Annotated in this window: 20 protein-coding genes; 16 read left to right on the top strand and 4 right to left on the bottom strand. The window is 62.5% G+C overall.

Annotated elements, in window-relative coordinates; genetic code table 11:
- Positions 1 to 97 precede the first annotated feature (97 nt).
- Positions 98 to 1,057 (bottom strand): helix-turn-helix transcriptional regulator, encoded by a 960-nt coding sequence (locus METLW3_RS0122385; protein ID WP_024881980.1) that lies wholly within the window; start codon positions 1,055 to 1,057, stop codon positions 98 to 100.
- Between the two features lie 274 nt (positions 1,058 to 1,331).
- Between METLW3_RS0122385 and METLW3_RS0122380 the strand changes: the two genes are divergently transcribed.
- The 12 genes from METLW3_RS0122380 (at position 1,332) to METLW3_RS0122315 (ending at position 16,726) form a co-directional block, all read left to right on the top strand.
- The gene (locus METLW3_RS0122380) at positions 1,332 to 2,117 is read left to right on the top strand and encodes a sulfite exporter TauE/SafE family protein (protein ID WP_024881979.1); all 786 of its coding nucleotides are present in this window, start codon (positions 1,332 to 1,334) and stop codon (positions 2,115 to 2,117) included.
- Between the two features lie 358 nt (positions 2,118 to 2,475).
- Positions 2,476 to 2,949, top strand: coding sequence for a hypothetical protein (locus tag METLW3_RS28940; protein ID WP_198022857.1), 474 nt, complete (start codon positions 2,476 to 2,478; stop codon positions 2,947 to 2,949).
- An 807-nt stretch (positions 2,950 to 3,756) separates the two neighbouring features.
- The gene (locus tag METLW3_RS27125) at positions 3,757 to 5,925 is read left to right on the top strand and encodes an outer membrane beta-barrel protein (RefSeq protein ID WP_157516651.1); all 2,169 of its coding nucleotides are present in this window, start codon (positions 3,757 to 3,759) and stop codon (positions 5,923 to 5,925) included.
- Positions 5,926 to 5,964: 39 nt separating this feature from the next.
- Positions 5,965 to 9,117 carry a ferrous iron transport protein B gene (feoB, locus tag METLW3_RS27120; RefSeq protein ID WP_084484934.1) on the top strand — a complete coding sequence of 1,051 codons (3,153 nt, stop codon included), beginning with the start codon at positions 5,965 to 5,967 and terminating at the stop codon, positions 9,115 to 9,117.
- Entirely contained in the window at positions 9,117 to 9,386 is a 270-nt protein-coding gene (locus tag METLW3_RS28935) for a FeoC-like transcriptional regulator (RefSeq protein ID WP_024881975.1), read from the top strand. The genes feoB and METLW3_RS28935 overlap by 1 nt, the downstream gene beginning before the upstream one ends.
- Positions 9,387 to 9,478: 92 nt before the next feature.
- Positions 9,479 to 10,210 (top strand): class I SAM-dependent methyltransferase, encoded by a 732-nt coding sequence (locus METLW3_RS0122345; protein ID WP_024881974.1) that lies wholly within the window; start codon positions 9,479 to 9,481, stop codon positions 10,208 to 10,210.
- A complete protein-coding gene (locus METLW3_RS26260) occupies positions 10,210 to 11,565 on the top strand; it encodes an amino acid permease (RefSeq protein ID WP_024881973.1) in 1,356 nt (451 codons plus the stop codon). Before METLW3_RS0122345 ends, METLW3_RS26260 begins: the two co-directional genes overlap by 1 nt.
- Before the next feature lie 215 nt (positions 11,566 to 11,780).
- On the top strand, positions 11,781 to 13,175 hold the full coding sequence (locus tag METLW3_RS0122335) for a hypothetical protein (RefSeq protein ID WP_024881972.1): 1,395 nt from the start codon (positions 11,781 to 11,783) through the stop codon (positions 13,173 to 13,175).
- 3 nt (positions 13,176 to 13,178) lie between these two features.
- Positions 13,179 to 14,402 carry a hypothetical protein gene (locus tag METLW3_RS0122330; RefSeq protein ID WP_024881971.1) on the top strand — a complete coding sequence of 408 codons (1,224 nt, stop codon included), beginning with the start codon at positions 13,179 to 13,181 and terminating at the stop codon, positions 14,400 to 14,402.
- Between the two features lie 107 nt (positions 14,403 to 14,509).
- Positions 14,510 to 14,830, top strand: coding sequence for a c-type cytochrome (locus METLW3_RS0122325; protein WP_024881970.1), 321 nt, complete (start codon positions 14,510 to 14,512; stop codon positions 14,828 to 14,830).
- A gap of 209 nt (positions 14,831 to 15,039) precedes the next feature.
- Positions 15,040 to 16,203 (top strand): ATP-binding protein, encoded by a 1,164-nt coding sequence (locus tag METLW3_RS0122320; protein WP_245267478.1) that lies wholly within the window; start codon positions 15,040 to 15,042, stop codon positions 16,201 to 16,203.
- Entirely contained in the window at positions 16,190 to 16,726 is a 537-nt protein-coding gene (locus METLW3_RS0122315; RefSeq protein WP_024881968.1) for a response regulator transcription factor, read from the top strand. The genes METLW3_RS0122320 and METLW3_RS0122315 overlap by 14 nt, the downstream gene beginning before the upstream one ends.
- A 151-nt stretch (positions 16,727 to 16,877) precedes the next feature.
- On the opposite strand, the gene METLW3_RS0122310 is transcribed toward METLW3_RS0122315, so the two are convergent.
- Positions 16,878 to 17,123, bottom strand: coding sequence for a hypothetical protein (locus METLW3_RS0122310; protein ID WP_024881967.1), 246 nt, complete (start codon positions 17,121 to 17,123; stop codon positions 16,878 to 16,880).
- Positions 17,124 to 17,163: 40 nt separating this feature from the next.
- Here METLW3_RS0122310 and METLW3_RS0122305 point away from each other — a divergent pair, with 40 nt between their 5' ends.
- Complete coding sequence (locus tag METLW3_RS0122305) at positions 17,164 to 17,526, top strand: hypothetical protein (protein WP_024881966.1); 363 nt, start codon at positions 17,164 to 17,166, stop codon at positions 17,524 to 17,526.
- An 832-nt stretch (positions 17,527 to 18,358) separates the two neighbouring features.
- On the opposite strand, the gene METLW3_RS0122300 is transcribed toward METLW3_RS0122305, so the two are convergent.
- Together METLW3_RS0122300 and METLW3_RS0122290 are read right to left on the bottom strand one after the other, a co-directional pair.
- A complete protein-coding gene (locus METLW3_RS0122300) occupies positions 18,359 to 20,503 on the bottom strand; it encodes a TonB-dependent receptor (protein WP_198022855.1) in 2,145 nt (714 codons plus the stop codon).
- A 163-nt stretch (positions 20,504 to 20,666) separates the two neighbouring features.
- Positions 20,667 to 21,476 (bottom strand): DJ-1/PfpI family protein, encoded by an 810-nt coding sequence (locus tag METLW3_RS0122290; protein ID WP_084484948.1) that lies wholly within the window; start codon positions 21,474 to 21,476, stop codon positions 20,667 to 20,669.
- A gap of 485 nt (positions 21,477 to 21,961) precedes the next feature.
- Between METLW3_RS0122290 and METLW3_RS0122280 the strand changes: the two genes are divergently transcribed.
- From METLW3_RS0122280 to METLW3_RS0122270, 3 genes are all read left to right on the top strand, one after another.
- Positions 21,962 to 22,951 (top strand): helix-turn-helix domain-containing protein, encoded by a 990-nt coding sequence (locus METLW3_RS0122280; RefSeq protein WP_024881963.1) that lies wholly within the window; start codon positions 21,962 to 21,964, stop codon positions 22,949 to 22,951.
- Positions 22,952 to 23,169: 218 nt separating this feature from the next.
- Positions 23,170 to 25,032, top strand: a complete 1,863-nt coding sequence (locus METLW3_RS0122275; protein WP_024881962.1) for an extracellular solute-binding protein — start codon at positions 23,170 to 23,172, stop codon at positions 25,030 to 25,032.
- 144 nt (positions 25,033 to 25,176) lie between these two features.
- Positions 25,177 to 25,887, top strand: coding sequence for a hypothetical protein (locus METLW3_RS0122270; RefSeq protein WP_157516649.1), 711 nt, complete (start codon positions 25,177 to 25,179; stop codon positions 25,885 to 25,887).
- The last annotated feature ends 99 nt before the right edge of the window (positions 25,888 to 25,986 follow it).

Below are 25,986 nucleotides of genomic sequence, written 5' to 3'. Positions count from 1 at the left end.
GCTACGGAGCTCATTCCTCGTTCGTGTGTCGAAGGTCGATAGATTAGGCTCGAGCACTACGAGCCTCGAACCATCGACAGATTTTCGAGCGCCCGGCTCACGTTTCGGCGACGATTTTTCCGATGTCGCGGATATCATATCCGCCAATGTTCTCGAATTCGTTCCTGAACCTATCGGAGCGCAGGATTTTCAACATTGTCGCTATCTCCGCAGTCTCGAGCTGCTCCTTCTTGATGACAATGTCGTAGCGCTCCTTCTTGAGCGGAACGAAATCGACATTCTCGACCTGTCGGGCAATTTTCTCGTTGCCGACAGCAACATCCGCGTCGCCTCTCCCCACCGCGCTCGCCACAGTGAGATGCGACTGGTTCTCATTGTCGTAACCCTTGATTCTGCTGCCGTATAGCTCCAGTAGGCCGAGGTTTTCGTCGAGCAGCACGCGTGAGCCGGCGCCCTTCTCGCGATTGATCATCGTGATGTCGTCTCGCGCGAGATCGCGCCACGAGCGGATGCCTTTCGGATTGCCCTTGGCGACGTAAAAACCTTGCATACGGTAGGTGACATTCACGATCAGGCAACGGACTCCGGGCACGAGCGCTCTGACATAGGGCGCGTTGTAGTCGTCGGTCGAACTATCCCAAAGATGTGCGGTCGCGGCGCCCACCTTATCCAAATAGAGGGAGACGAGGCTGTCATAGCTGCCGATGTAGGCCCGCAACGCCATCACGCCATGCATGCGCATGAAGTTCGAAAGAATGTCGAGTATCAGATCCTGGCCGCAGATGACGAAACCATTCGCGCTTCGGCGTTCCGGCGACAAATCGAAATAACGGTCCTCGTCGAGCGCCGACGGACCATTGCGTATCGCAGCGCGCGCGGTCTTGCCGGACCGTTCGACGTATTCCCGCACATGAGCTTCGGTGAATCGGATCTTTCGACCGACCTTGTAATGGCCGATGTCGCCGTTCTTGATCAGGCCATATACGCCACTCTTGCTGACATGCAGCATCTCGGCGACGTCCTCGGCGGTCAGGGCGCGACGTTCGTCTGGCAGCACGGCCTATATCCATATCGGTAGCATTTCGTATCTTTTCGCATATTTCTGATGCGGCGTCACCTCGTTTCAGTCCCTTCATATTTACATTGATGCTTTTCCATTGCATTTGAAGCCGCGTTTTCGAGGCTAGCGAACCACTATCTTCGATTTCGTACTGTTTCGGGTATTGCGTCGTGCGTCGCGATCCGAAACCCATCGGAGGTCCGATATGCCCGTTCCGTCAGAGTCCGCGTCGTCATCCACTGTGGGCGAGAACGGTGGAACCAATCGGCTCATGACGAAGCCCAGGCAGGCTTTCGCTTTCGTCGGCGGCGCAGCGATCGGCGCGCTCGGCGGGCTGATAGGTCTCGGCGGCGCGGAATTTCGACTGCCGCTGCTCATCGGGCCGTTTCGATTTCGCGCCCTCGAGGCGGTCATCCTCAACAAGGCGATGAGCCTCATCGTCGTCGCGACCGCTCTGCCGTTTCGCGCCGCGTCCGTCCCCTTTGCAGCTGTCGCCTCCAATTGGCCGATCATTCTCAATTTGCTCGCAGGCAGCTTGGTGGGCGCGTGGCTCGGAGCAGGATGGGCGACGAAGCTGAGCTCCCGCAACTTGTATCGGATCCTCGGCGTGCTTCTGGTGCTGATCGCCGGAGCGCTGGCTTTCGGACATGGCGCGACGACGGCGTCCGCGCACGTTTCGGGACCGTTGCTGATCGTCGCCGGCGTGGTCGCGGGCTTCGGCATCGGGATCGTCGCCTCGCTTATGGGAGTCGCGGGAGGCGAGCTGTTGATTCCGACTCTGGTGCTGCTCTTCGACGCCGACATCAAGCTCGCCGGCAGCCTCTCGCTCGCCGTGAGTCTGCCGACCATGATCGTCGGCTTCACTCGTTACAGCCGCGACAGCGCCTTTGGCGTCGTGACCCGCAACAAGACGTTCGTCCTCATCATGGCGTTGGGCTCGATCGCGGGAACCTTCATAGGCGGACGTCTTCTCGGGATCGCGTCGGATCAGCTCTTGATCCCGGCTCTCTCCTTGATTCTCGTGGCATCGTCGGTGAAGGTCTGGCGCCACGAATAAATCGGCGGGAGTACCCGCTCTTCCTCAAACGACGACCTCCTTTCGCCTGGACACGGGAATGTCTCCTATCGGCGCAGCCGGACGTCCGCCGTTCGCATGGCGCGGGTCCGAAATGGGTCATAGTTCCCCCCTCGCCGTCCGGAACGGGGAGGTCGCGCCATAACCGGCCATTCGACCTGCATGACCCGAGAGACTGCTTTCTCTTCAAATCGCGGATGTTCGCGGTGGCGGATCTTGCGCGGCCCGGCTGAAGGTCTCGCGGTGCGTTTCGCTTCCCGACGGTCGGGGTTCGCTAAGCACGGTCGGCGACATGCACTGCGCGGCCGCGACGATAAAGGGCGATGGCGCGCGCGATCGAATGCCGGCGATCGAAGGCGAGCTCGGCGATCGGCGTGACGAAGATCGCGGGGGTGTCGTCGTCGCCGTCGAACACATTGGTTTCTCGGCATCGACGATCCGAATCTCGGCGGCGCGCGGCCGCGATCGATGCGGTCAGCGACCGTCCTGGCGGATGCGCCATGAGAGGCAAGCATCGTCGAAGCGCTTCCATCAGTCGGCGGGCGTCGGCTGCGCGCGCCGCGTGTGTCTGATCGATGTCGCGAGAATTCCTGTTTCCAAAATAAAATATCCGTCAGGTCGAAACCAAGCTCGCGGGCCCGGTCGATTGTCAAATGGGCGACGCTTGTTGGTTTTTGGCGGGGACGATAATCGCCGATGGCGCGCTCGATTGGAAAGGCCGGCGAAAGGCGAGCTTCACGATCCAAGAGGTTGGTTGGTCGAGGATCCGGGCTTCCAGCGCCGTGAAGCCGAACAGGCTGATCAGCAGCGGTAATCGGAACTCGGCGCCTCCAAGTCCGATCAATGCCTCCCAGAATTCTTACAGCCGAGACCGACGATCTGACGGGACGCGTTCTTCGTGACGGCTGTTCCTGATGATGCCGTAATTTCAATCAGGTGCTACGGGCTCACGCTGATTGACGGGCCTTTGCCCGCCCGTGATGATATAGGCAGCGATATCATTACGGATTCTCCGATGGATTCCCCGCCGATACGGCGACGATGGCGCGCTCGCGCAATTTTCGTGGGCTTGATCGCTCGTCTTTTCATAATCAGCAGCCTCGCTCATGTCGTCGCTGCTGCGTTCGGGGAAGCCGCCACCGGCGCCGGGCATGGCGCGTCATCGCTTCGAATGGTCGCCGATTGCGGGACGCCGCGCGCCGACGAGATCCCTGCCAACGAGCGTCGAGACCATTGTGGGTGCTGCATTCTTTGTAGCGCTGGAACGCGTGACGGGGCGGCCGACGTCATCGCCGAGCCGAGAGGTTTTGCCCACCTAGTCCCGCCTAAATCCAATGTGTCGACGATCTCCTTCGAACCTCGTGTCGCTGACGTGCGGCGATGTGGATGGATGAGCTCCGGGTCGCCGAGAGCGCCGCCACGCGCCTAATTCCCGACAGTCCTCACTATTCGTGACGAGGCGCGCAGGACGCGCTTCGCATGAAGCGTCGCGCCCAATTTCGCGCGATTGCGCAGGGCTCATCCAATTCGTTTCAGAAGATTCATTCCACCGAGGCACGAAACCATGAGATCGCGGATCCTTTTATCGGCGAGCGCTTCGGCGTTCGCTTTCGGAGCGGCCTTGGCGGCCGATCTTCCGTTGCGCGAACCCGCGCCCATTCTCCCGCTTCCGAAATGGGAAGGCTACTACGCAGGTCTCGACGCTGGAGGCGTCGCGGCGAGCGCCGGCTCCATCGGCTTCACGACCGCGCCCGCAGTCACCGGAAAATATCTCACAGATCCGGTGATGTGGCCGATGCGCGCGCCGTTCTGGGCTATCCAAAACGGCGAGCTGGCCGGCGGCGGCGTCGGAGGGTTCCTCGGCGGCATTCAAATCGGCTATAATTATCGAAGCAAATATCTCGGCCCGCTCGTCGCCGGCGTCGAGGTCGATTTCCAGGGCGTCGGCGCCGGAAACCGGAATAGCAGCGGCGCGACATTCGCTCGCAATATCCTCGTCAATGGCGACACTCTCTCCAATTCCGCGAGTGGAGCGTCGTCGCTGCAATATCTCGGCACGCTTCGCGGACGGCTCGGCTATCTCGTGGACCCGACCTTGCTGGTCTACGCCACCGGCGGCTTTGCTTTCGGAGGGGTCGAGCACAAGATCGCGCTGTCGTCTCTCTACGCCAATGCGGCGGGCCTCCCTATACAGAATGCGATCGGCAGTCTCGCCACTCTGACGCCGCAAACCGGCTGGACCGCCGGCGCCGGCGTCGAATGGATGTTCATGCCCGATTGGAGCTTCAAGGTGGAATATCTCTATTTTTCCTTGGATGGCGGAAAAGTCCGCACCGCCTCGCAAGCCTATCCGCTCGCCGCGAACGCATTCGGCGGCGCCAATGGCGTGCCGGCGGACTGGACCAGCTCGGTCGTCTCGTCGCCGCGCATGAGTGGCAGCATTGCTCGGGTCGGTCTCAACTATCATTTCGCTTCGAATGTCGCCGCCGCCGGACATGGGGGCGGCGATGCGGAGGGAGCGCATGGAGGGGGCGCAAAGGGCGATGGAGACGCCTCCGATTCGCATAGCGGCGACGCTAATGGAATCCAAAAAGGCGGCGAGGGCCATGCGGGCGCGGGCGCGCGTTCGGGCCATCATGGCGCGGGCGGTCAGCATGGCTGGAAGCAGAAGGGCGCGAGTCATGTCGCTGACGCCTCGGCCGGCGGACACAAAGGAGCGGGCGGACTCAAAGGGGCCAGCGGCGGAAAAGAGGAGCATGACGGGGAGCATAAAGGAAAGGTCCATACGGTCGTGCCAGCGGGCGTCTACGGCGCGCATATGGTCGGCGCCGGAGAGATGCGTTTCGCCTATACACCGAGCTATGGCGTGATGCGGGGCAATTACGTCGGGAGCTCGACGATCGCGCCCTATCAGGTGACGCAGATTCCGTGGGTTCCAAACAGCGTCTTCGCTCTGCCGAACTTCTTTGCGGCCAATCCGACGCGAACGCTGCGAAACGCTCCCGACAATATGAAAATGCAAATGCACATGTTCCATGGAATGTTCGGGGTCACGGACTGGTTCAACGTCATGGTCATGGGGGCTTTGTCCGACAAGAACATGTCCATGACCGTTTTCAGGGGGCCGAACGGATCGACGCCGCTCGGCCCGACGAATTCCGCGACGCAGGGCTGGGGCGACACAATGCTGCAGGGGCTCGTCCGCCTCTATGAGGACGACATTCATCACCTACATGTGAATCTCGGCCTCAGCCTGCCGACAGGAAGCATTTCCGAGGAGATCATCCACATGCATCCCTCGGGAGTGTTCTTCCAGAAGCGCGCCTATTACGGGCTGCAGCTCGGAACGGGGACCTATGACGGATTGTTCGGCTTCACCTATAGGGGAAAAGTGGACGCTTGGTCGTGGGGCCTCATATATCGGGGACGCGCGGCGCTCGGGGAGAACCAGTCCGGCTATCTCAGGGGATTATCGAACGAGATCTCGGCTTGGGGCGCCTATGATATCGCATCCGGCCTCGCTGCGACCGGCCGCGTGGCTGCGACGATATGGGACCGCATCTATGGTCATGACGTGCTGATCTGGGGCGCGCAGCAAGGAACGGTTCCCGATTATCAAGGCGGCGAACGCGTCAAGCTTCTCGGGGGCTTCGAATATCTTCTGAAGTCCGAAGGCATGAAGCCGGTTCGGATCGCAGTCGAGGCGGGAGCGCCTATCTATCAGCGATTGAATGGCCCACAGCTGGGGCAGTCTTGGGAGCTCAACACGGCGTTGAATTTCGGATTTTGACGAAACATGGCGTGAGCTCGACATCGCGAGGCGGCGACGATGAGCATTGGTTTCAGCGAACTGAAAGTCGGGGATCGGGGCCGAGTCATAGGCTTCGATCAGGGAAATGCGGGTCATCGACAGAAGCTGCTGTCTATGGGCCTCACTCCGGGCGCCGAATTCACGATCCTCCGCGTCGCGCCTCTCGGCGATCCTGTCGAAATTCGCGTGCGCGGCGCGGATTTGAGCCTGCGCGGCGATGAAGCTTCGGCATTGATGGTCGAGCGCATCGCCGAGCCAGAGCCGACCTTCGAACCGAAGGGCGCCGTGACGATCGCGATCGTCGGCAATCCGAACTGCGGCAAAACGACGCTGTTCAACGGCCTGACCGGCGCGCATCAGCGCGTCGGGAACTGGGGCGGCGTCACCGTCGAGAAGAAGGTCGGCGCTTTCGATTTCGCGGGCCGGCGCTATCGCGTCGTCGACCTGCCGGGAATCCATTCGCTGGACACGCATGACGAAGCGTCCTCCGTCGATGAGAGCATCGCGCGCGATTATGTTCTCTCCGCCGACGCCGATCTCATCATCAATATCATCGACGCGTCCAATCTCGAGCACGGGCTCTATCTGACGACGCAATTGCTGGAAATGGCCGCGCCAGTGGCGGTCGTCCTTAATGTCATGGACGACCTCGACGAGCGCGAGGCGCGCATCGACGCCGAGGCCGTGCGGCGCCGCCTCGATCGTCCCGTCGCCGCGGTCGTCGTGACGCGTCGAAAGCAATTGGACAGTCTCGAGGCCGAGATCGAGCGATGGGTCCGCGAAACGAAGCCGTCGCGCTTCTCGCTGGACTATCCCCCGGCCATCGAGAACGCGATTGCCGAATTGGCTGGCGAGATCGGCGCGACGCAATCGAGCGGTCTCGATCCGCGATGGCTGGCGCTTCGCTTGCTCGAGGGCGACGGCTTCGCTGCGAGCAAGGTCGCGCCGCAGGTCAGAGCGGCGCATGCGCGCCACGCCGAACAAATACTGAACGAGACGAAGAGCGAGCCCGACACGCTCATCGCGGACGCTCGCTATCGTTTCGCGCATCTCGTCGCCGAGGAGGCAATAGCGGAGCGCCGCGTGACGCGCGTCACCGCATCCGATCTCATCGACCGCATCGCGCTGAACCGCTTTCTCGGCATTCCGATCTTCCTCGCGGTGATGTATTGCCTGTTCTGGTTCACCATCGCGCTCAGCCGGGCGTTCCGGCCATTCTTCGTGATGATGTCGGAAACCTTCTTCGTCGAGGGGCCGCGCTATCTTCTCGGCGAGATCGGCAGCCCGAAATGGCTGACCGCGATATTGGCCGACGGACTCGGCAACGGCCTGCTGCAGGTGGTGACCTTCATTCCCATCATCGGCTTTCTCTATCTCTTCGTGTCTATGCTCGAAGAATCCGGATATATGTCGCGCGCCAATTTCGTCATGGACCGGCTGATGAAATCGCTGGGTCTGCCGGGCAACGCCTTCATTCCCATGGTCGTCGGCTTCGGATGCAATGTCCCGGCGATCATGGCGACGCGCACGATGGAGCGCCCGCGCGACCGCATCGTGGCGGTGCTGATGAGCCCGTTCATGAGCTGCGGCGGCCGTCTCGCGGTCTATACGGTGTTCGCCGCGGCCTTCTTTCCCGTGCATGGACAGCTCGTCGTCTTCGGCATTTATCTGCTCGGCATTCTCTTCGCGATGCTCACCTCGCTGCTGATGAAATTCAGCCTATTGCCGGAGGAACGGTCGCTGCATGTGTTGACGCTGCCGTCCTATCATTGGCCCAAGCTGCGCAATGTGCTGATCAACTCCTGGATCCGGCTGAAGATGTTCCTCTTCAAGGTCGGCAAATACATCATACCGCTGGTGTTTCTGGTGAAGATTTTGAGCGCCTGGGGCACGGACGGCTCCTTCGACCGCAGTCCGATCGAGCAATCCATGCTCGCGGCGGGCGGTCGCGCAATCACGCCGATCCTGGCGCCGATGGGCGTCACGCAAGACAATTGGCCGGCGACCGTCGCGCTGCTCACCGGCGTGCTGCACAAGGTCGTCATCGTGAGCACGCTCAGCTCGATCTATCTGGAGCAGGCCCAGCACGCGCCATCGGCCTCGCCAGAGCGCCACGACGAGGCGCCCGAACCTGCGCGCGGAGTCGCCACGCGCGCGAGCCCGCCGGAAGCGAAAACCATCGAGGCGGAGACGCCGAGCCTAGAGAGCCGCAGCCACGAGCCGCCGCAGCGCGAGGCCGAGGGGGACAGCGCATTCGGCGAGGCGGAAGCGAAAGCGCGCATTACCGCCTTGTGGCGCGGCGCGGCCTCGGCGCAAGCCTTCGTCGCCGCGGTGGCGGAAGCTGAATGGATTCTCGCACGAGGCGATCGCCGGGACCTCGTCCTGATCGATCCACAAGGCGGCGCGCATCCGCTCGTCGGCAGCGTCGAAGGCGTCGGCGCGAAGGACATCCGCAAGCGCATGGCCCGCATCGATTCCAAGGTTCTGCCGAGTGTCGACGTGGCCCAGGAGAAGGCGCGCACGGCCTTTGCCGAGGAACGAGCGCGAGCCGCCGCCGAGCGCGCGGCCGCGGCTCCGCCTGCGCCGCCTCACGCCGCCGAACCGAAGCACGAGGCGACGGAGCATGCGCCGCCGGTGGCGTCCGAGCAGGCGCATGAGAGCCATGCGCGGCAAGGCGCCGTTCCGTCCAGCGCGGGCGCGCATCAGACGTCGCCCGTGACGGGAGGAGGCTTCGATCTGCGGGAAAGGCTGTATCGCGCCGCCATGACCGTTCCGCGAAATCTCGCCGCGCTGGTCGGAATCGGTGCGCCGGTGCGCCTGCATGGCGCAGCGGCCGGACTCGCCCCCGCTCTGGCGACGCGGTTCGACGGCAAAGTCGGAGCGCTCGCCTATCTCGTCCTGCTGCTGTGCTATCCGTGCATCGCGACCACGGCCGCGACCGCTCGCGAGACGAGCCGACGATGGACGGGCTTCATGGTGTTCTGGACGCTGAGCCTCGGCTATGGCGCCGCCGTTCTCTTCTATCAAATCGGAACATTCGTATCGCATCCCTCTTCGTCCGCCGCATGGATCATCGGCGTCCTCGCCTATTTTGTCCTTCTCGGCGCCGCGAGCTTCTATGTCGGACCACGGCCGAAGACCGTCCCCGCGAATGCGGGCGTCGAAGTCTGATGCTCATCGAGCTCGCGGGTTTTCTGGCGTCTCGGAAGGAGGCGACGGTCAACGATGTCGCCGCGCATTTCGACATAACGCCGCAGACGGCGCGCGCGCTGCTCGAACATTGGGTGCGCAAGGGGAGGGCTGCGCGGATCGGCCTGGAACAGTGTCGGCAATGCGCCATGCGCTGCGGCAAATCCTGGCAAGCCTATAGATGGATCGAAGGACGCGACGACCGGCCTGACGGAGTTGCGACGCCGGCGACTCCGCGAGTGAAAAAATGACGCTGCCATCTTGGCGAACGGGCGACATCTATGCGGGTGGGAAGCCAATGAAGACCATGACGAACGTCACTCGATCTCGAAGGGGAGAAAAGATGAATAGCGCTATTCGCGCGGCGGTCGCCGCTTTCACGCTGATCGGCGTCGGCGCCGTCGGGCCTCTCTCGCTCGCGCAGACCGCAGCGCCGATGGAGCATGACGGCAAAGGCGGCCGTCACGGCGACCATGCCGGCCCCTCTTCCGACGGGGCGTTTCACAAACGCTTCGACGATGCGGCCAAATGGGCGAAAAAATTCGACGATCCAGAGCGCGACGCCTGGCAGAATCCAGAGAAGGTCGTCGACGCGCTGCATCTCGATCGCGCCGCGCGCGTGGCTGATATCGGAGCCGGCACCGGCTATTTCAGCGTTCGGATCGCCAGCCGCATTCCAAACGGCAAGCTCTATTCCGCCGATGTCGAGCCCGACATGGTGGCCTATCTCGGCGAAAGGGCCGCGCGCGAGCGCCTCACCAATCTCACGCCCGTACAGTCCAGTCCCGACAAGGCCAATCTTCCCGAGCCCGTCGACCTAGCTCTCGTCGTCGACACTTATCATCATATCGGAAATCGCACGCAGTATTTCTCTGCGCTCAAATCGTCGCTGCGGCCGAAGGGACGATTGGCGATCGTCGACTTCAAGGCAGACTCGCCGGACGGACCGCCCGTGGAACACCGAATTCCGCCCGAGAAAGTGACGAAGGAGCTCGAAGCCGCCGGCTATTCGCTGGTCGAGACGCACGACTTCCTGCCGCGGCAATATTTCCTCGTTTATCAGAAGCGCGATTGATGGGCGCATCTTTCGAGCCCGCCGCCGAGGGCCGCACGTCCGGCGGCGAGCGGGGGCCGCGCAAGGGGAAGCTCCTCGGCTTTTCCGGCGCGGTCGCGCTGGTCATCGCCAATACGATCGGAACGGGGGTCTTCACGACCTCTGGCTTCGCTCTGGCGGATCTCGGCGAGCCGGCCTTCGTCATGCTCTCCTGGCTGATGGGCGGCGTTTATGCGCTCGCCGGCGTCGTGATCTACTCCGACCTCGCCGCCGAATTTCCAGAGTCCGGCGGCGAGTATGTCTTCTTGCGAAACACTCTGCATCCTGCGTTGGGCTCCGTGGCGGGATGGATTTCTCTCGTCGCGGGATTCACCACGCCGATCGCCGTGGCGGCGCTCGGCGCGCAACTCTATCTGGCCCGCGCCGGCGGTCCCGGCGCGCCGGCGCCATGGGTCGCCACACTCATCGTGATCGGCCTCGGCCTGCTCCACGCCGGCGCGCCAGCGAAGGGCGTCGTATCCCAAAATCTCGCGGTCCTGATCAAAATCTGCGCGATTGTCGTGTTCATCGCCTTCGGCGCGCCCGAGGCGGGCGCCGCCTTTGCCGCCGCGCCGCCGCCTTCGCTCGAAACCTTCCCACTCCTGGCCTTCGCCGGATCGCTCGTTTGGATATCCTATGCCTATTCGGGTTGGAATGCCGCTGTCTATGTCACGGGAGATATCGATGGCGGCGGCCGCACGGTGGAGCGTGCGCTCTATTCGGGAACTCTTCTCGTCATCTCGCTCTACCTCGGCGTGAGCGCCGTGATCCTCTATGGCGCGCCCCCGGGACAAATCCGCGGCGTCGCCGAATCCGGCGCGCTCGCCGCGCTGGCGATCGGCGGTCCGCGTGCGGAGCAGGCCTTGAGCGCGCTCATCGCGTTCGCGCTCGTCACTTCGGCGTCGTCCATGTTGCTGAGTGGACCGCGCGTCTATGCGAGAATGGCGCACGACGGCGTTCTTCCCGCTGCGTTCGGTCGATTGGATGGCGATTATCCGCGCTTCGCGATACTGTCCCAGGCGGCATTCAGCCTCATCGTTATTTGGAGTGCAGGACTTCGCGATCTCCTGGAGTTCGCCGGCGTCACGCTGAGCCTTTCGGCGGGCGCGGTCGTCGTCGGATGGCTTCGACACCAAATGCGCCGCGGCCGCGCGCTGGACAAGCTTCTCGAGCTATGCGCCGCCATCGTGTTTCTGTCGACGACGAGCGGCATAATGGTCTCCGCGCTGATCATGCGACCGGCCTCGGCGATCGCCGCCGCCTTGCTGATCGGCGTCGGCCTTTTGGCTTACGCATTGGGCCGCCCGAGGGCGAATTCGGTAAATCAACGCGCTTAGAGCGTATTCTAAGCCATCGCCAATTTCTGAACGTCGGGAAGTCGCGATCGTCGCGTCGCGACGATCCGCGATGCTTGTCGCGCAACGCAAGTTTGAAGTCGCCGCTCTCGGCGGCGAGGACCGGTTGTCGCATTGGGCGTTTTGTCCAATCCCCGCTCCGGCCGCCTCTGCGATAGTCAGAGCGAACAATCCGTCAAAAACGAGAAAGCCGGACGATGGACATTATCGGCGCCTATCCCACTTTCTACGTGCCCTATATCGGCTCCGCATGGGTGATGGGGATCATCGGGGTCATTCATGTCCTCGCCTCGCATACGTCGGTTGGAGCGGCCTTTCTCTTCGCGATTCTGGAGACCAAGGCGTATCGGGACGCCCAGCCGCAATTGCTCGACTTCATCAGGCGCTTCGGCGTATTCCTGCTGGTGTTCTCCTATGTGATCGGCTCGATCACCGGCCCGGGCATCTGGTATGCGATCACTGTGGCGAGCCCGCGTGGCGTCAGCGGCCTCATTCACAATTTCGTCTGGGTCTGGGCCACCGAATGGGTCTATTTCACGGTCGAGGTGATCGGCGTCTATGCGCTCGTCTATCTGATCGGCAAGATCGACCCGCTCACACATCTGAAATTGACGTGGTCTTTCGCGCTCGCCTCCTGGGCGACGATGCTGCTGATCGTCGGCATATTGTCGTTCATGATGTGGCCGGGAAACGCGGCCTGGTACGAGACCGGGTCGACAAACGACGCCTTCTACAATCTCAATTTCTTCGCGCACCTTGGAATCCGCACCGGCTCGATGCTGGTCATGGCCGTCGTCGTCGGATTCATCGTGGCGTCGGGAATGAAGGATGTGGATCTCAAAGTGTCGGTCATGCGCCTGCTGGCGCCGATCGGCGTCGGCGGCGGCTTCTTCGCCGTGATGATGTTCCTCTATTATTTGCAGACGCTGCCGGGCAATGCGCTGATCATGCTGCGTTCGCATCTTCTGCCGCGCTACGCAGACGGCATGATTGCGGTCTTCGTCGTCACGACGCTCTATCTGCTGATCGGCTGGGCGAGGCCGCAGTTCGTGAAGCCGCCGCTCGCCATCGCACTGTTCCTGCTGCTGGCGACGATCGGCGTCTGGCCGGAAGAACGGATGCGCGAGAGCATGCGCAAGCCCTATGTCGTCGGCCAATACATCTACGGCAACCAAGTGATCTCGCGCGATGCGCCCGGCAAAGGCGTCGTCGGCGAGGTCGATGCGATCGCCGAGAAAGGCCTGCTCGCGCTTCACCCCTTCATTCCCGATCGCCTGCGCTCCGTGACGGCCGACAACCGTCTCGAGGTCGGCGAGCTGCTCACGAAAATCGCCTGCTCGAACTGTCATTCACTGGAGCCGGGCGCGCCCTTGCGCAGCCTGCCCGACAAGTTCCATGGCTCGGGAGACAAGGATCTGATCGCAGCCTTTCTGAACGGCCCGCTGAAGCACGGCGCGATCCCCTATATGCCCCGCATCGATTTGCCGCCCGACGAATCCGATGCGATTGCGAGCTATCTCGCGGCCGCCGGCGGCGCACGGCGCGCCGACCCGACGATCGCGGCGCCGCCGTCCGGCTCCAAGGAGAATTGAACGATGACTATCGGCTCCATGATGAACGCCATGCGTGATCCCGCCGGCGTGCCCGGCGCGCCCGGATTGTTCGAGGCGCTCTTTGTCGGCACATGGGTCTTGCACATCGCCTTCGTTCTGCTGACCCTCGGCGCCTGCGCTCTCGCCGTCGCCGGCTTTCTGCTCCGGAAAAACGGGCCGCATTGGGCGCGGCTTTCGGCCGCGATGACCGGCGTCGCCAAGATCGGCGTCTCCCTGCTGATCGTGCTCGGCGTCGCGCCTCTGCTGTTCACGCAGGTGATCTATGACCCGCAATGGTATGCGTCGAATGTCCTGTCAGCGAGCTGGGCGATCGGCTTTATCGCGACTCTGATCGTTGGCTATTGCTCGTGGTTCGTCTTCTACGCGAAGAACGAGGCTTCGGCGAAACGTGTCGTGATCGCCTACGCCGTCGTCGCTCTGGTGATATTTCTGCTCGACGGATTGATCATGCACGCGCTGACCTACCAGGCGCTGCTCCCCGAGCGCTGGATGGAGTGGTATGCGCCCGGTGGCGGCGTCGACACGAGCGGCGCGCGGCTGCATGCCGTTCAATGGCCGCGCTATCTCTTCATCATCAGCCTATCCGCGCCGGCGGTCGGCGTGTTTCTTCTCGCCTATGCCGACTATTTCGCGCCGCGCTCCGATATCGATCCTTCCTATCTCGCCTTCGCGCGCACGCTCGGGCGAAAGATCGCGGTCTTCGGCTCGCCCGTGTCACTGGCGCTGTTTCTCTGGTGGACGGCCGATCTTCCGCCCGGCGGCCATCTCGTCGCGCATCCACTCGCCTTTCTGCTCGCCCTGTCGCTTCCCGCTCTCGCCTGGCTGGTCTGGACAAAGAGCGCGCCAGGACGTGGCTATCTGTTTCTCGGGGCAGGCGTGGCCATGCTCCTCCTATTGTCCATTTGGCGAGAAATCATTCGCGTCTCCATGCTGTCGACTTTTGGCTATTCGATCGACGACTACAAGGTGAATGTCGATTGGCCCTCGGCGATCTTGTTCGCGACCACGCTTCTGGGCGTCGGCGGACTCGTCGGCGGCTTCTATCTCACCTTGTGCTATCAGGCCGGCCGCGTAAGGGACGTCTATTTTCCCGGAGCGAACGTCGCTCGGCTCAGTTCCGCCGCCGTCGCCGTCTTGATCGTCTGGATCGCGACTTTCTTCACCTATGGCGCCGCCGTCTGGGTCAAGAATGTCTTCCTCCCCTGATTGTCTGGAGCATGATGATGACGCATGAAATTTGCGCGGCGCCCCTATCGAACGCCTGCGTCCCGTCCGCGCCGCTTCCCTTGCGACGACAGAAGATGCGATCGACGATGCTGATCTCTTCGGCGGCGGTCGCGATCCTCGCTTTCGTCCCCATCCAAACGGCGCTCGCGCAAATGCCGGATGTCGCGGCGGGGCGGAAACGGGCCGAGGTCTGCATGGCCTGTCATGGCGAGAACGGCCGCGCCGTCGTCCCGGGCGTCCCGCATCTCGCCGGACAGAATCGCGACTATTTGGCGCAGGCGCTGAGGGACTACAGGCTCGCGCAAGAGCGTCATAATCCGACCATGACGGAAATGGCGAAACCGCTCAGCGATGCGGACATCGACAATATCGCCGGATTTTTTCACGGCCTGCGGGCGGAGAAATGACTTCTTCGATCAGGGTTGCGGCGCTGAGCCGGCGGGGTGTTCGATGGCCTCGGACAAAGGACAGGATAGCGCCGATTTCGGTCGACGACTCGACGAACGCGAAGAATCTCCTGCTCCTTGTCACTCTGCGCTGGGTGGCGATCTGCGGTCAGATCGCATCGATCGCCGTCGCCCATCTCTGGCTCGACATCCCTCTTCCGATTTTCGAAATGGGAGAGGTGATCGTCGTTCTCTTCTTTCTCAATATCGTCACGCTCTATCGCTGCTCGAGCGACACGCCGATCGCCGACACCGAACTGTTCGTCCAATTGCTGTTCGACGTCGCGACGCTGACGATTCAGCTCTACCTCAGCGGCGGCGCGACGAATCCATTCATTTCGCTGTTCCTGCTGCAGGTCATCCTCAGCGCTGTTCTTTTGCAGCCGCCATTCACTTGGACGATCGTCGTCCTCACTGGCGGCTGCTTCATCTGGCTCACAGGGCATTACCGTGAGATCGGCCTGGCGCATGCGCATGATCACATGCGCGGCTCGTCGAAATTTTTCGACCTCCATATCCACGGCATGTTCGTCTGCTTCGTTCTGGCCGCCGTGCTCCTGGTCTTTCTCGTGACCCGCATCAATCGTAATCTCCGTGACCAGGACGCTCGCCTCGCGCAAATGCGGCAACATGCGGTGGAGCAAGAACATATCGTGCGCATGGGGCTGCTCGCCTCCGGTGCGGCGCATGAGCTGAGCACGCCGCTCGCGACGCTGTCGGTGATCCTGCAAGACTGGGAGCGAATGCCTCTGCTGGCGAACGACCCCGAGATCGGCGACGAGCTGCACGAGATGAAGACCGCGCTCGTCCGTTGCAAGGAGATCGTGTCGCGCGTCCTGCTGAACGCGGGCGAAATTCGCGCGGAGCGCATGGAGCGGACGACGATCGTGAGATTTCTCGACGACCTGGCGCGCGAATGGCGAAGCCGTCGAGCCCCTGCGCATTTCGCTTATTGCAAGCGCATCGGCGTCGATAGCGCCATAGCGCCCGATCTCATTCTCAAACAAACGCTGTTCAACATACTGGACAATGCGTTGGAGGCGTCTCCAGACTGGGTCGGACTTCAGGCGACACGAAAGGGCGATATCCTGGTGCTGACGGTGCGGGACAAAGGACCGGGCTTTCCTTCCGATATCCTCGATCGCTTCGGGAAACCCTATCGATCGACCAAGAATCGGCCCGAGAGCGGCCTTGGCCTCTTTCTCGTCGTCAATGTCCTGCGCAAGCTCGGGGGATCGATCGAACCACGAAACGGCGCACGCGGCGGCGCAATCGTCGAATTGAAAATTCCCATAGGCGCAATGTCGGTCGAGAATCGAAATGGCGTATCCTGATGCCTTCCTCCTGATCGTCGAGGATGATGCGTCCTTCGCCCGGGCGCTACAGAAATCCTTCGAGCGACGAGGATATCGCGTCAGCGTTTGTGACGGTGTGGAAACGCTCGACGCCGCGCTCGCGACCGTAACTCCATCCAAAGCCGTCGTCGATCTCAAGCTCGCCGGCGGATCGGGACTGGAATGCGTGAAGATTCTGCATCGACGCGACCCCTCGACGAAGATCGTCGTGCTTACCGGCTTCGCGAGCATCTCGACCGCCGTCGAATCGATCAAGCTTGGCGCCTGTCACTATCTCGCAAAGCCTTCGAGCGTCGACGATATAGAAGCTGCCTTCACGCGCCGCGAAGGTGACAGCACGGTCGTATTGTCACAGCGTCAAAGCTCGATCAAGACGCTCGAGTGGGAACGGATCCATGAAACGCTCGCGGAAACGAACTTCAACATTTCGGAGGCTGCACGGCGGCTCGGCATGCACAGGCGAACCCTTGCTCGGAAGCTCGCCAAGCAGCGCGTCGGCTGATCGGCTGAGCGATCGGCTAGAGAAGGGCGTGATAAGGGCGTTCGAGCTGACACTTTCGACGGGCGTGAGGCGAGTCGAGCAGGAAAGCGCTCCGACACTCTGGATGCAACGCGCCAAATTCTGAATTGGTGCATAGTTTTGACAGGGGTGTTCAATGATTGAGCATATGCTCGGAACGCAGAAAGGCATGACCCGTCCCCGCCGTGCATCGGCGCTTCGAAGTCGGGCGGTCGCGAAGCCAAAAGTCATGCCTTTCCAGGATTATCGGCTGGAAGCCTTTTCGCGAGAGCAGCTTTGTCGCTGGCGCCGCCCATGCGGCCAGGGCCTTGGCGCCGAGTTCGCAAATCGTCAATGCCGGATAGGCTGACGAGCCGACGAACGATACGATGACGCGCATTCGGCGTTGCATCGTATCACCAAGTCTCAGCCGATCTCCGATGAATAGCAAAATCGCCTGTAACGACAAGTGGTTCAACATGGATTGCGAAATTACGAGAGAAGGACTCTTGAAGATGGTGCGAGGGGCGCTTCCGCTCGCGGCGCACGCCAAACCCGCCCTGCTGACGTTTCTTCGCAGGCGTACGGCGAACAAGACTATGGCGCCCAAACTGACCGTCACCGACGTGCTCGACTCGCGAGACGCCCGTGGCCCCATGTGCAAGTTCGCCGTTCATGATTCCGCGCCGCCGCGAGAAATATTCATCGCGCCGATAAACCAAATCGCCTTCGATCGCCGGCTTCTGCTGTCGCGACAAATCAGTCGGTATCTACGGATATTGGAACGCCAAGCGAAGCAATAGCTCCTTTGTCACGCGGTAGAGGCTCCGTCGCCAGAAGCAGGGAACGCCAGCAATGGCGGCGCCTAACGGAAGGCGCCTTTCCGCGCCGTAGTCGACAGCGTCTCAAAGGTCGACCGCCTTCGAATTTGCGCGTGATGTGCGCCGGGGTTGATCGCCCCTTTTGCTATGCTTGGTCGACGTAGAGCGCCTCCGGCAACGCGTCGGGGTTCATTCGCTCAGACCGGGGCCGCTACAGTCAGGCGCTCTCCACGCGCTCGAGGCGAAGTCGGAGAGCGTTGTCTGACGACCGTTGGACCCCGGCTCGCAGGATTCCCGCGCGCATCCACCCGGCTACGAGAACGTCCGCTGTCGGCGCAACCGGACGTCAGCCTACCGGAAGGTCGGGGCCGCTATGGGTCAGAGTGCCTCGTTCGTCTTTCCCGAACGGGGCAGGTCGCGCCAGGAGCCGACGTTCGATCGGCATGATCCGAGAGACCGCTTTCTGGACATCCCGGACGTTCGCGGCGGCGGGATTAGCGTGACTCGGCCGCAGGGCGCGTGATGCGCTTCATTCGCTGATGACGGTCGGCGAACTCGTTATGTGCGGCCCCGGCGGCGATAGTCGGCAATTTCGCGAGCCATCGGGTCGCTGAAACATCGATCGCTTCCCAATGAATGTATTTTCGTCAATGCAGATAAGTTCACAGTGGTGATGCTTCGCGTCGCGCGCGCCTCGCTGAAGGCGGGCATGACGACGATCGAGGCGCCCCATCGCGCATGACGGATTCAACCTCATAACTGCGATCGGAGGCCGATTTGACCAGCGACCCCATCGACACTTGGCTTCCGCCACTCAGAACTCCGTGCTGAGCTTGGCGATCGCTGTGAACGGCTGCATCGGTCTCAACGTGTTTGCTCCGTCCGTATCGTAGATCTGCCGATTGGTCATGTTTTGGAAGTTGACCTGGAGCTTGAAGGGTTGGCTGGCGACGTCGAAGCGATACCATGCGGACGCGTCGAGCCGCACATAGCCGGGAAGCAGAAATGTGTTGGGCAGAGCGGCCTCTCTCTGCGTCTCGGCGCGCAGTCCCGCGCCGAGCCCGAATCCGTGCAGCGGCGAGTCGGGCTGGAACTCATATGTCGTCCACAGATTGCCGGAATGGCGGGGAACGCCGGCGAGAAGGTCTCCGACCGGAAGGCGATTGTCTTGAAGCACCTTCGCGAGAGTGTGCGCATAGCTGAGGACGATGTTCCAGCCGGGAGCGATCTCTCCCGCCACATCGAGCTCGATTCCCCGGCTCCGCTGCAATCCGGACGCCACGCTGTACGCCGTATTCGTCGGATCGGTCGTCGGCACATTGGTTCTGGTCAGCTGGTAGAGGGCGAGCGTGGCCTGGACACGGTCGTCGAAAGCCTTCTGCTTCACGCCCACCTCCCATTGTTGCGACGCGCTGGGCGGCAGTGGGGATCCGCTGGATGTCACAGAGGTCGTCGGCACGAAGCTGTTCGACCAATTGAAAAAGAAAGCCGTCTCGGGGATGGGCTCGAAGGTCAGACCAAAACGCGGCGAGAATTTTTGCGCGCGGTTGATGCTCCATGGCGTCAACGACAATGGATTGAGGCTGCTCGTCGTGATGGAATCATAGCGCAAGCCCGCGAGGAGACGCCAATGCGGAGCGAGGGTGACGAAGTCCTGAACATAGCCGGAGAAGTCACTGACGCGGGATCTCGTATTGGAGGAGAGCTTCGGCGCGCCGATGGCGACGTCGTAGACGGGATATAGGAGATTCAGAGTCGGCACGGTGACGGCGTAGCCGATCGTGTGATTGAGGCTCCAATAGGCTTCCCCGCCGACGAGCCAGTCATGCTGCAGCGGCCCCGTCGTGAATGTTCCCGACAGCTCGTTTTGCCAATCATAATCCTGAACCCAGGCGGGGCCGGACTGAACGGAGCGGGAGAGCGTATATCCGTTCGCCGCTACCGTCAGTCGCGAGAAGCGGTCTGTGCCGAGCGAATAATTCACATCGGACACATTCATGCCGACGCGGAGTTTCACGCCGGAGTCGAATCTGTGGGTCCACTCCAGGCTGACGCGCTCGGCGTCCTTGTGGGATTGGCTCTGATTGGGATCCATGTAGCTGAAGGAGAGGGGCAGCGCGAGCGTCTGCTGTGCGAGCGGGGCCTGATAGGCGCCATAGCTGAAGCCGCTGTTGAACCATTGTCCGCGCAGCAGCAGTTGGTCCTGCTCGGTCGCGCGCCACAATATGCTGGGATTGAGGAACACATTCTCCTGCTCGCCGAATTGCTTGATCGTGTGCGACCGGTCGATGGCGCCGTCGAGTCGAACCAGCAGCGAATGATCGCCCATGAGATCGCGATTCAGATCGAAGGTCGGCCGGACCAATCCATAGCTGCCGCTCGCGATGTCGACATGGAGGAAATTCGCGTCGAGGGGCGTCTTGGTGACGATGTTCACGATTCCGCCCGACGCGACGGACCCGCCGTAGAGGACGGATGCAGGCCCTTTGAGAACTTCGATATGATCGATCCCTTGCACGTCTTGTTGATTGCTGGTCTCGCGAAAACCATCGCGCAAACTCGCGCCGGCGTCGATGAAGCCGCGAATGCGGAACGCGAGCGAGCCCGGGAAGGCGTTGCTGCTCTCGACGCCGCTCACGGTCTCGATCGCTTGGCGGACGGTGAGCGCCTGACGTTCCTCGATCACTCGCCGCATCACGAATTGGACCGAGAGCGGCACGTCATGGATCGGCGCGGCGAGCTTGAGCGTCGATTGCGCCTGCTCGCGGACATAGCTCTGAGCGGACGGGTCGGTAGATCGAGTCTCCCCTGTCGCGGCTCGCTGTGGTCCCACTTCGATGGGCGGGAGCGCCTCGGACGATTGCGCGTGAGCCTGTGACGAGGAGGCGAGAACGAGGATCGCCGGCGCCGAGGCGCCGGCTTGCAGCAAGAAGGCGAGCAGGGAGCGCGAGGTGGACATCAGGCCGTTCTTTCTCTGTAGATTGATCATTGCATTTTGATCGCGACGAAGATCCGCGACCGCGGCGCCGTCCCGCAGATGGAGCAGAGGCCGTCGCGCCGGAGATCGTGAGCGTCTTCGGCTTCACGCCGACGTCGGAGCGCAGTTCTCACGGCCGAGGACGTCATCCGGGCCCGAGCCGGCGACGTGCGACCTCGACGGCGAGCCGGGCCTGCTCGTCCATCCAGACCCTCCCCTTGCGCATCTCCGCCACGCGCTCCGGCCCCGCTTCGTCGGGCGTTCCGTTGCGGAAGGGCGGAGCGGGCGCATATTCGAGGATGAGCTGATCTCTGCGTGACGCTTCCTCTCCCGCCAGCTCCGAAACCAGGACGAGACCGAAGTCGATGCCCGCAGTCGCGCCGCCGGCGGTCAAACGGTTGCGATCACGCACGATGCGCTTATCGACATGGCGCGCGCCGAGCAGAGGCAGGAGATCGGCGACCGCCCAATGCGAGGTCGCGTCATAGCCTCGCAGCAACCCTGCCGCCCCGAGGATTAGACTGCCGGTGCAGTCGCTCGTGACCCATTTGGCGCGCGCGCCGAGCTTCGCGACGAAATCGACGACCTCGGGATCCTGCATGCAGGCGATCGTGCCCAGCAAGCCGCCCGGCACGAACAAGATGTCGGGGTCGGAATAAGCTTCCGCGAAAGTCGAATTCGCGGCGATCGAAACGCCGACGTCGGTCGACACCGGCGTTCGCTCCTTCCAGATCAGCTGGAGGTTCCAGCGCATGATCGTGAAGACGGTCATCGGCGCGATCAGGTCCAGAGCGACCATCTTCGGATAGACGAGCATCGCCACTTTCGGCGCCGTCGGGTCCGGGGCCATCATGGCATGCAAATGGGCGCTCCCCTTCTCTTGTCCGAGCGCCGGATTTACGGCGGCGGCGCCGGCGAGAGCGAGGAGCCTGCGACGATCGATCCGGTCTTGCATTTCAGGGCTCTCGATCATGCTGCGAGGTCGTGGGGGGGTAGGGGCGTCGATCCGGGCGCTTCGCCGAAGGGTCGAAGGCGCGCGAAAGAGTTCTGCCGGCGACAGGCGCGCAGTTCAGAACTTATGCAGATGAATAAGGATTATACTTGCGGCGTTCGCCGCAATATTTTGCTGTCCGGAATAGCGAAATCCATGGACAGCGGAGGTGTCGGCCACGCGAACATTCGACGCCGGCTCATGAAGAGATGATCGCTGGAGGCGGAGGATCTGAAGTCATCTGATCCGCTCGGATCGCTGGACTTCGTAACGATAGTCGTAGTTGCAGTTTTCAACTCGGCCTCCTATACTGCTTCTTGCTCCGCCACACTGTCCGGACCCCACCGCTGGCGCCGGACAGCCGCATTCCGTCATTCGAGAACGTCCAGCCCCTCGAGAGAGGCCGTTATCGCGCTAGGCATGGCAAGCTAGCAGGGACGCAAACGGCTGTGTCGCCAAAAATCCAACCAATCCCGCCAAACACATCGCGGATCGTCGACATTCTCGCTTTTCCCAGGGCGCAGCTGCTCGACGTCACTGGGCCGTTTCAGGTCTTCACGACGGCCAATGACATTCTCGCGCGCCGTGGCCTGCCGCCCGCTTACGAGATTCGCGGCGTCAGCGCCTCCGACGCGATCGTCGCGACCGGCGGCTTCGTGATCGCGACCACGCCTTTCGAGGCGGCGGGCGCCAGGATCGACACTTTGGTCATTGCTGGAGGGCGCGGCGCGACGGAAGCGGCGGAACAAGAAAAACTGGCCCAATGGGTCAAGCAGCGCGCGCTCTCGGCCAGACGAGTCGCCTCGGTCTGCACGGGGGCGTTCATCCTCGCGGCGGCCGGCCTTCTCGACGGGCGCCGCGCCGTGACCCATTGGGAGTTTTGCGCGCGGCTCTCTCACCAGTTTCCGCGCGTCACGGTCGATCCGCGGCCGATCTTCATCCATGACGGTCCGATCTGGACGTCGGCGGGCGTGACCAGCGGCATCGATCTCGCGCTCGCGCTGGTCGAGGAGGATCTCGGGCGCCCGATCATGCTGACGGTCGCCAGGCGCCTCGTCGTGTTTCCGAAGCGGCCGGGCGACCAGGCGCAATTCAGCGATGCGGTGACGCTGCAGGCGCCCAACCACAGCTTTGTGGAGCTGCATCTTTGGATCGACGACAATCTCACGGAAGATATGTCCTTGCGCCGCCTGTCCGACCAAGCCGGGATGAGCGAGCGAACCTTCTCTCGGCGCTATCGCGAGGAGACGGGCATGACGCCCGGCCAAGGGGTGGAACGGCGGAGGGTTGAAGCCGCCAGGCGGCTTCTCCTCGAGACGCATCATCCGACCAAGCGCATCGCGGGATGCTGCGGCTTCGGCTCGGAGGAAATCTTGCGGCGAGCCTTCCTCCGTGTGCATGGCGTCTGTCCAAAAGAGTATCGTGAACGTTTCGGCTGAGCATGAAATCGAAATGGCCCGAGCGACGACACGAGCCGACAGCCTCGTCCAACAAGTCCCATGCCGGTCCTCGATCCTCGCATTTGTCCGCGCGAGCTCGTCGATGGGGTAGAGATTCCGCCGGTGAGCGCGCGAGGCTCCATGGCTGTCGGAGGAAAATGTTGCGCGCGGCGGTAGAGCGACGCGCGCCTGATCGGCGAGATAAAAAGGGTGCGGCGATGAATGCGGTTTTCGAAGCTGCGCGCGGCGAATGGCGCAGATTTTCATTCACGGCGCTCGCGGTGGTCGGGGTCGGGCTCGTCGAGCCGGCGGGAAATGCGTCTCGGGCCGCGGAGCCGCGGCATGGGCTCGCCATCGTCGGAGCGCCGGCGTTGCCCGAGAACTTCGATCATCTGCCCTACGCCGATCCCGACGCGCCCAAGGGCGGAAAGCTTCGCCTCGGGATGTTCGGCGCCTTCGAGAGTCTCAATCGCTTCAACGTGAATTATGTTCGGTCGCCGCTTTTTCTTCTCGGCGCGGTCTATGAAACGCTGATGACGCGCTCCGAGGATGAGCAGAAGACCTATTATGGGCTCGTCGCGCGCTCCGTCGAGATGGACGACGCGCGTCGGCGCGCGACTTTTCATCTCGATCCGCGCGCGCATTTTTCCGATGGCGTTCCGATCACTTCCGCCGATGTGCTGTTCACCTTCGAGCTTCTCAGGAAGAAGGGCGCGCTGCGGCTGAGGGAGACATTCGGCCGGGTTGGAGCCGCCGAGATCGTCGACGCGCACACGATCGTCTTCGATCTCACGGGGACCGACGACCGGGAGCTGCCGCTCCAGCTCGCCGCTCTTCCCGTCCTGCCCCTGCATGCCACCGATGTGGAGCATTTCGCCGATGCGAGCCTCTCGCCGCCGGTCGCGTCCGGTCCCTATCTCGTCGCCGATGTCCGGCCCGGCCAGCGGCTCGTGCTTCGGCGAGACCCGAACTATTGGGGAAAGGACCTGCCGGTAAGGCGTGGGATGTTCAATTTCGATGAGATAGATGTCGACTACTACCGTGACGCCGGCGCGCTGTTCGAGGCGTTCAAGGGCGGCCTCGTCGACTTTCGCGAGGAGATGAGCGCCGGCCGCTGGGCGAACGGCTATGATTTGCCGATCGTCGAGGATGGTCGTGTCGTCAAGGAGGCGATCACGCCGCCGCGTCCCGTCGGCATAGAGGGTTTTCTCTTCAACCTCCGCAAAGAGGCGTTTCGTGACGTGCGCGTGCGGGAGGCGATCGGGATGATGTTCGACTTCGAATGGATCAACGCCAATTACTATTCCAATCTTTACAGGCGGACGAAAAGCTATTTCGACGAGAGCGAATTTTCCTCGTCGGGCCATGCTGCGAGCGCGGTCGAAATGCGCCTCCTCGCCCGGTTCTCGAATGTCGTGCGAGCGGATGTGATGGCCGGCGAATGGCGGCCCCCGATACATGACGGCACGGCGCGCGACCGGGAGCTGTCGCGACGCGCGCAGGCGCTGCTCCGGGCCGCCGGATATGCACTGGCCGATACGGGGCTGGTCAAGGATGGCGCGCCGCTGCAATTTGAAATCCTGGTCAGCAGCCGGGACGAGGAGCGCATCGCCCTGACCTTTTCTGCTTCTTTGGCGAAAATCGGCATCGACGCCCGGGTGCGGCTCGTCGACTATGTCCAGTTCGTGCGGCGACGTCAGCAGTTCGATTACGAGATGCTCATTGCACGATGGATCAGCGCGGCGGCGCCGGGAGGCGAGCAGCGCGTTCACTGGAGCGAGATCGCTATGGAGGCTGCGGGCGATTTCGCAGGCCGGGCTTCGCCGGCCGTGTCGGCGATGATCGACGCGCTGCTCGCGGCAAAGACTCGGGACGAGCTGATAATGGCGGCCCGAGCGCTCGACCGCGTTCTGTTGTCGGGGTTCTATTTTGTGCCGCTCTATCACGCCTCGGAAATTTGGACCGCTCACGACGCGAGGCTCAAACATCCGGAGAAGACGCCGCGCTATCCGATACTTCCCTACAGCCTCCTGCTCGACAATTGGTGGTTCGAGAAGCGCAAGCCGTTGAAACAAAACTGATACTAGCCTGATTCCATTGTCCAAGAGATTGGCGAAGACACATTCGAGGGCGCGCGTATTGCCGCGCGCGTGCGCGCTCGGCGGCTCGGACTCGAAATCGATGAAGCGGTCGCGAGCAACGCCCGTGTCGGAGCATCGAGCGCCTTGGCGCGCGCGACGGAGATTCTCCTTGTGCTTGTTTTCGGCGCGGCGGAACACAGAGCCGAGCAACTTGCCGAACATGGCGAGAGCGGCCTCGGTGAGGATCGCTTCCATCTCGCGCGCGAACACGACGAGTGTCGCCATGCGGCGCGACGTGTCGAAACGCGAGACGTCGCGCGGAACGAGGATACCGATTTCTCGGGCGATCACCGAGATAGGCTCCACAACTCTGCGTCGCCCCTCGTGCGTAAAGGCGAGCGTGAAGGTCGCGCCGCCGCCCGGAGTCTCCGTCACGCCGATCGCCCCGCCGTGCGCCTCGACCAATTCGCGCGCAATGGCGAGGCCGAGCCCGGCGCCGGGCGTCGTCTCGTTCTTGCGCCAGAAGGGCTCGAACACCCGCTCGCGGTCGGCCTCGACCACCCCCTCGCCATGGTCCGCGACTTCGATCGTCGCGCCCGGGCCGACGCAAACCACCACGGTTTCGCCGCGTGGCTCGGCGGGCAACGCATTGTCGATCAGATTGCCGACGACGCTCTCGAGCGCGCAACGGTCGCCGCGGATCGGCGTCCGCTCGCTCTCCGACTGGAACTCCACGTCGGACCCATTGCGGACCGCGACGAGCGCATAATGGTCGACGATGCGCTGGGTGAGCGCGACGAGATCGATCTCCTCCTCGAACACGCCTTCGCCTTTGCCGAAACGCGCGTAGACTAGCAATTGCTCAACGATGTTGCGCAGCCGGCGCACATCGCGCGCGAGATCCTGCTCGAAAGTCGGCTTCTCGGGGCTCTCGATGCGCGCATTCATGATCGT

Source organism: Methylosinus sp. LW3 (genome assembly GCF_000527115.1).
Taxonomy (GTDB): Bacteria; Pseudomonadota; Alphaproteobacteria; order Rhizobiales; family Beijerinckiaceae; genus Methylosinus.
This window is presented reverse-complemented; position numbering and strand designations above follow the sequence as displayed.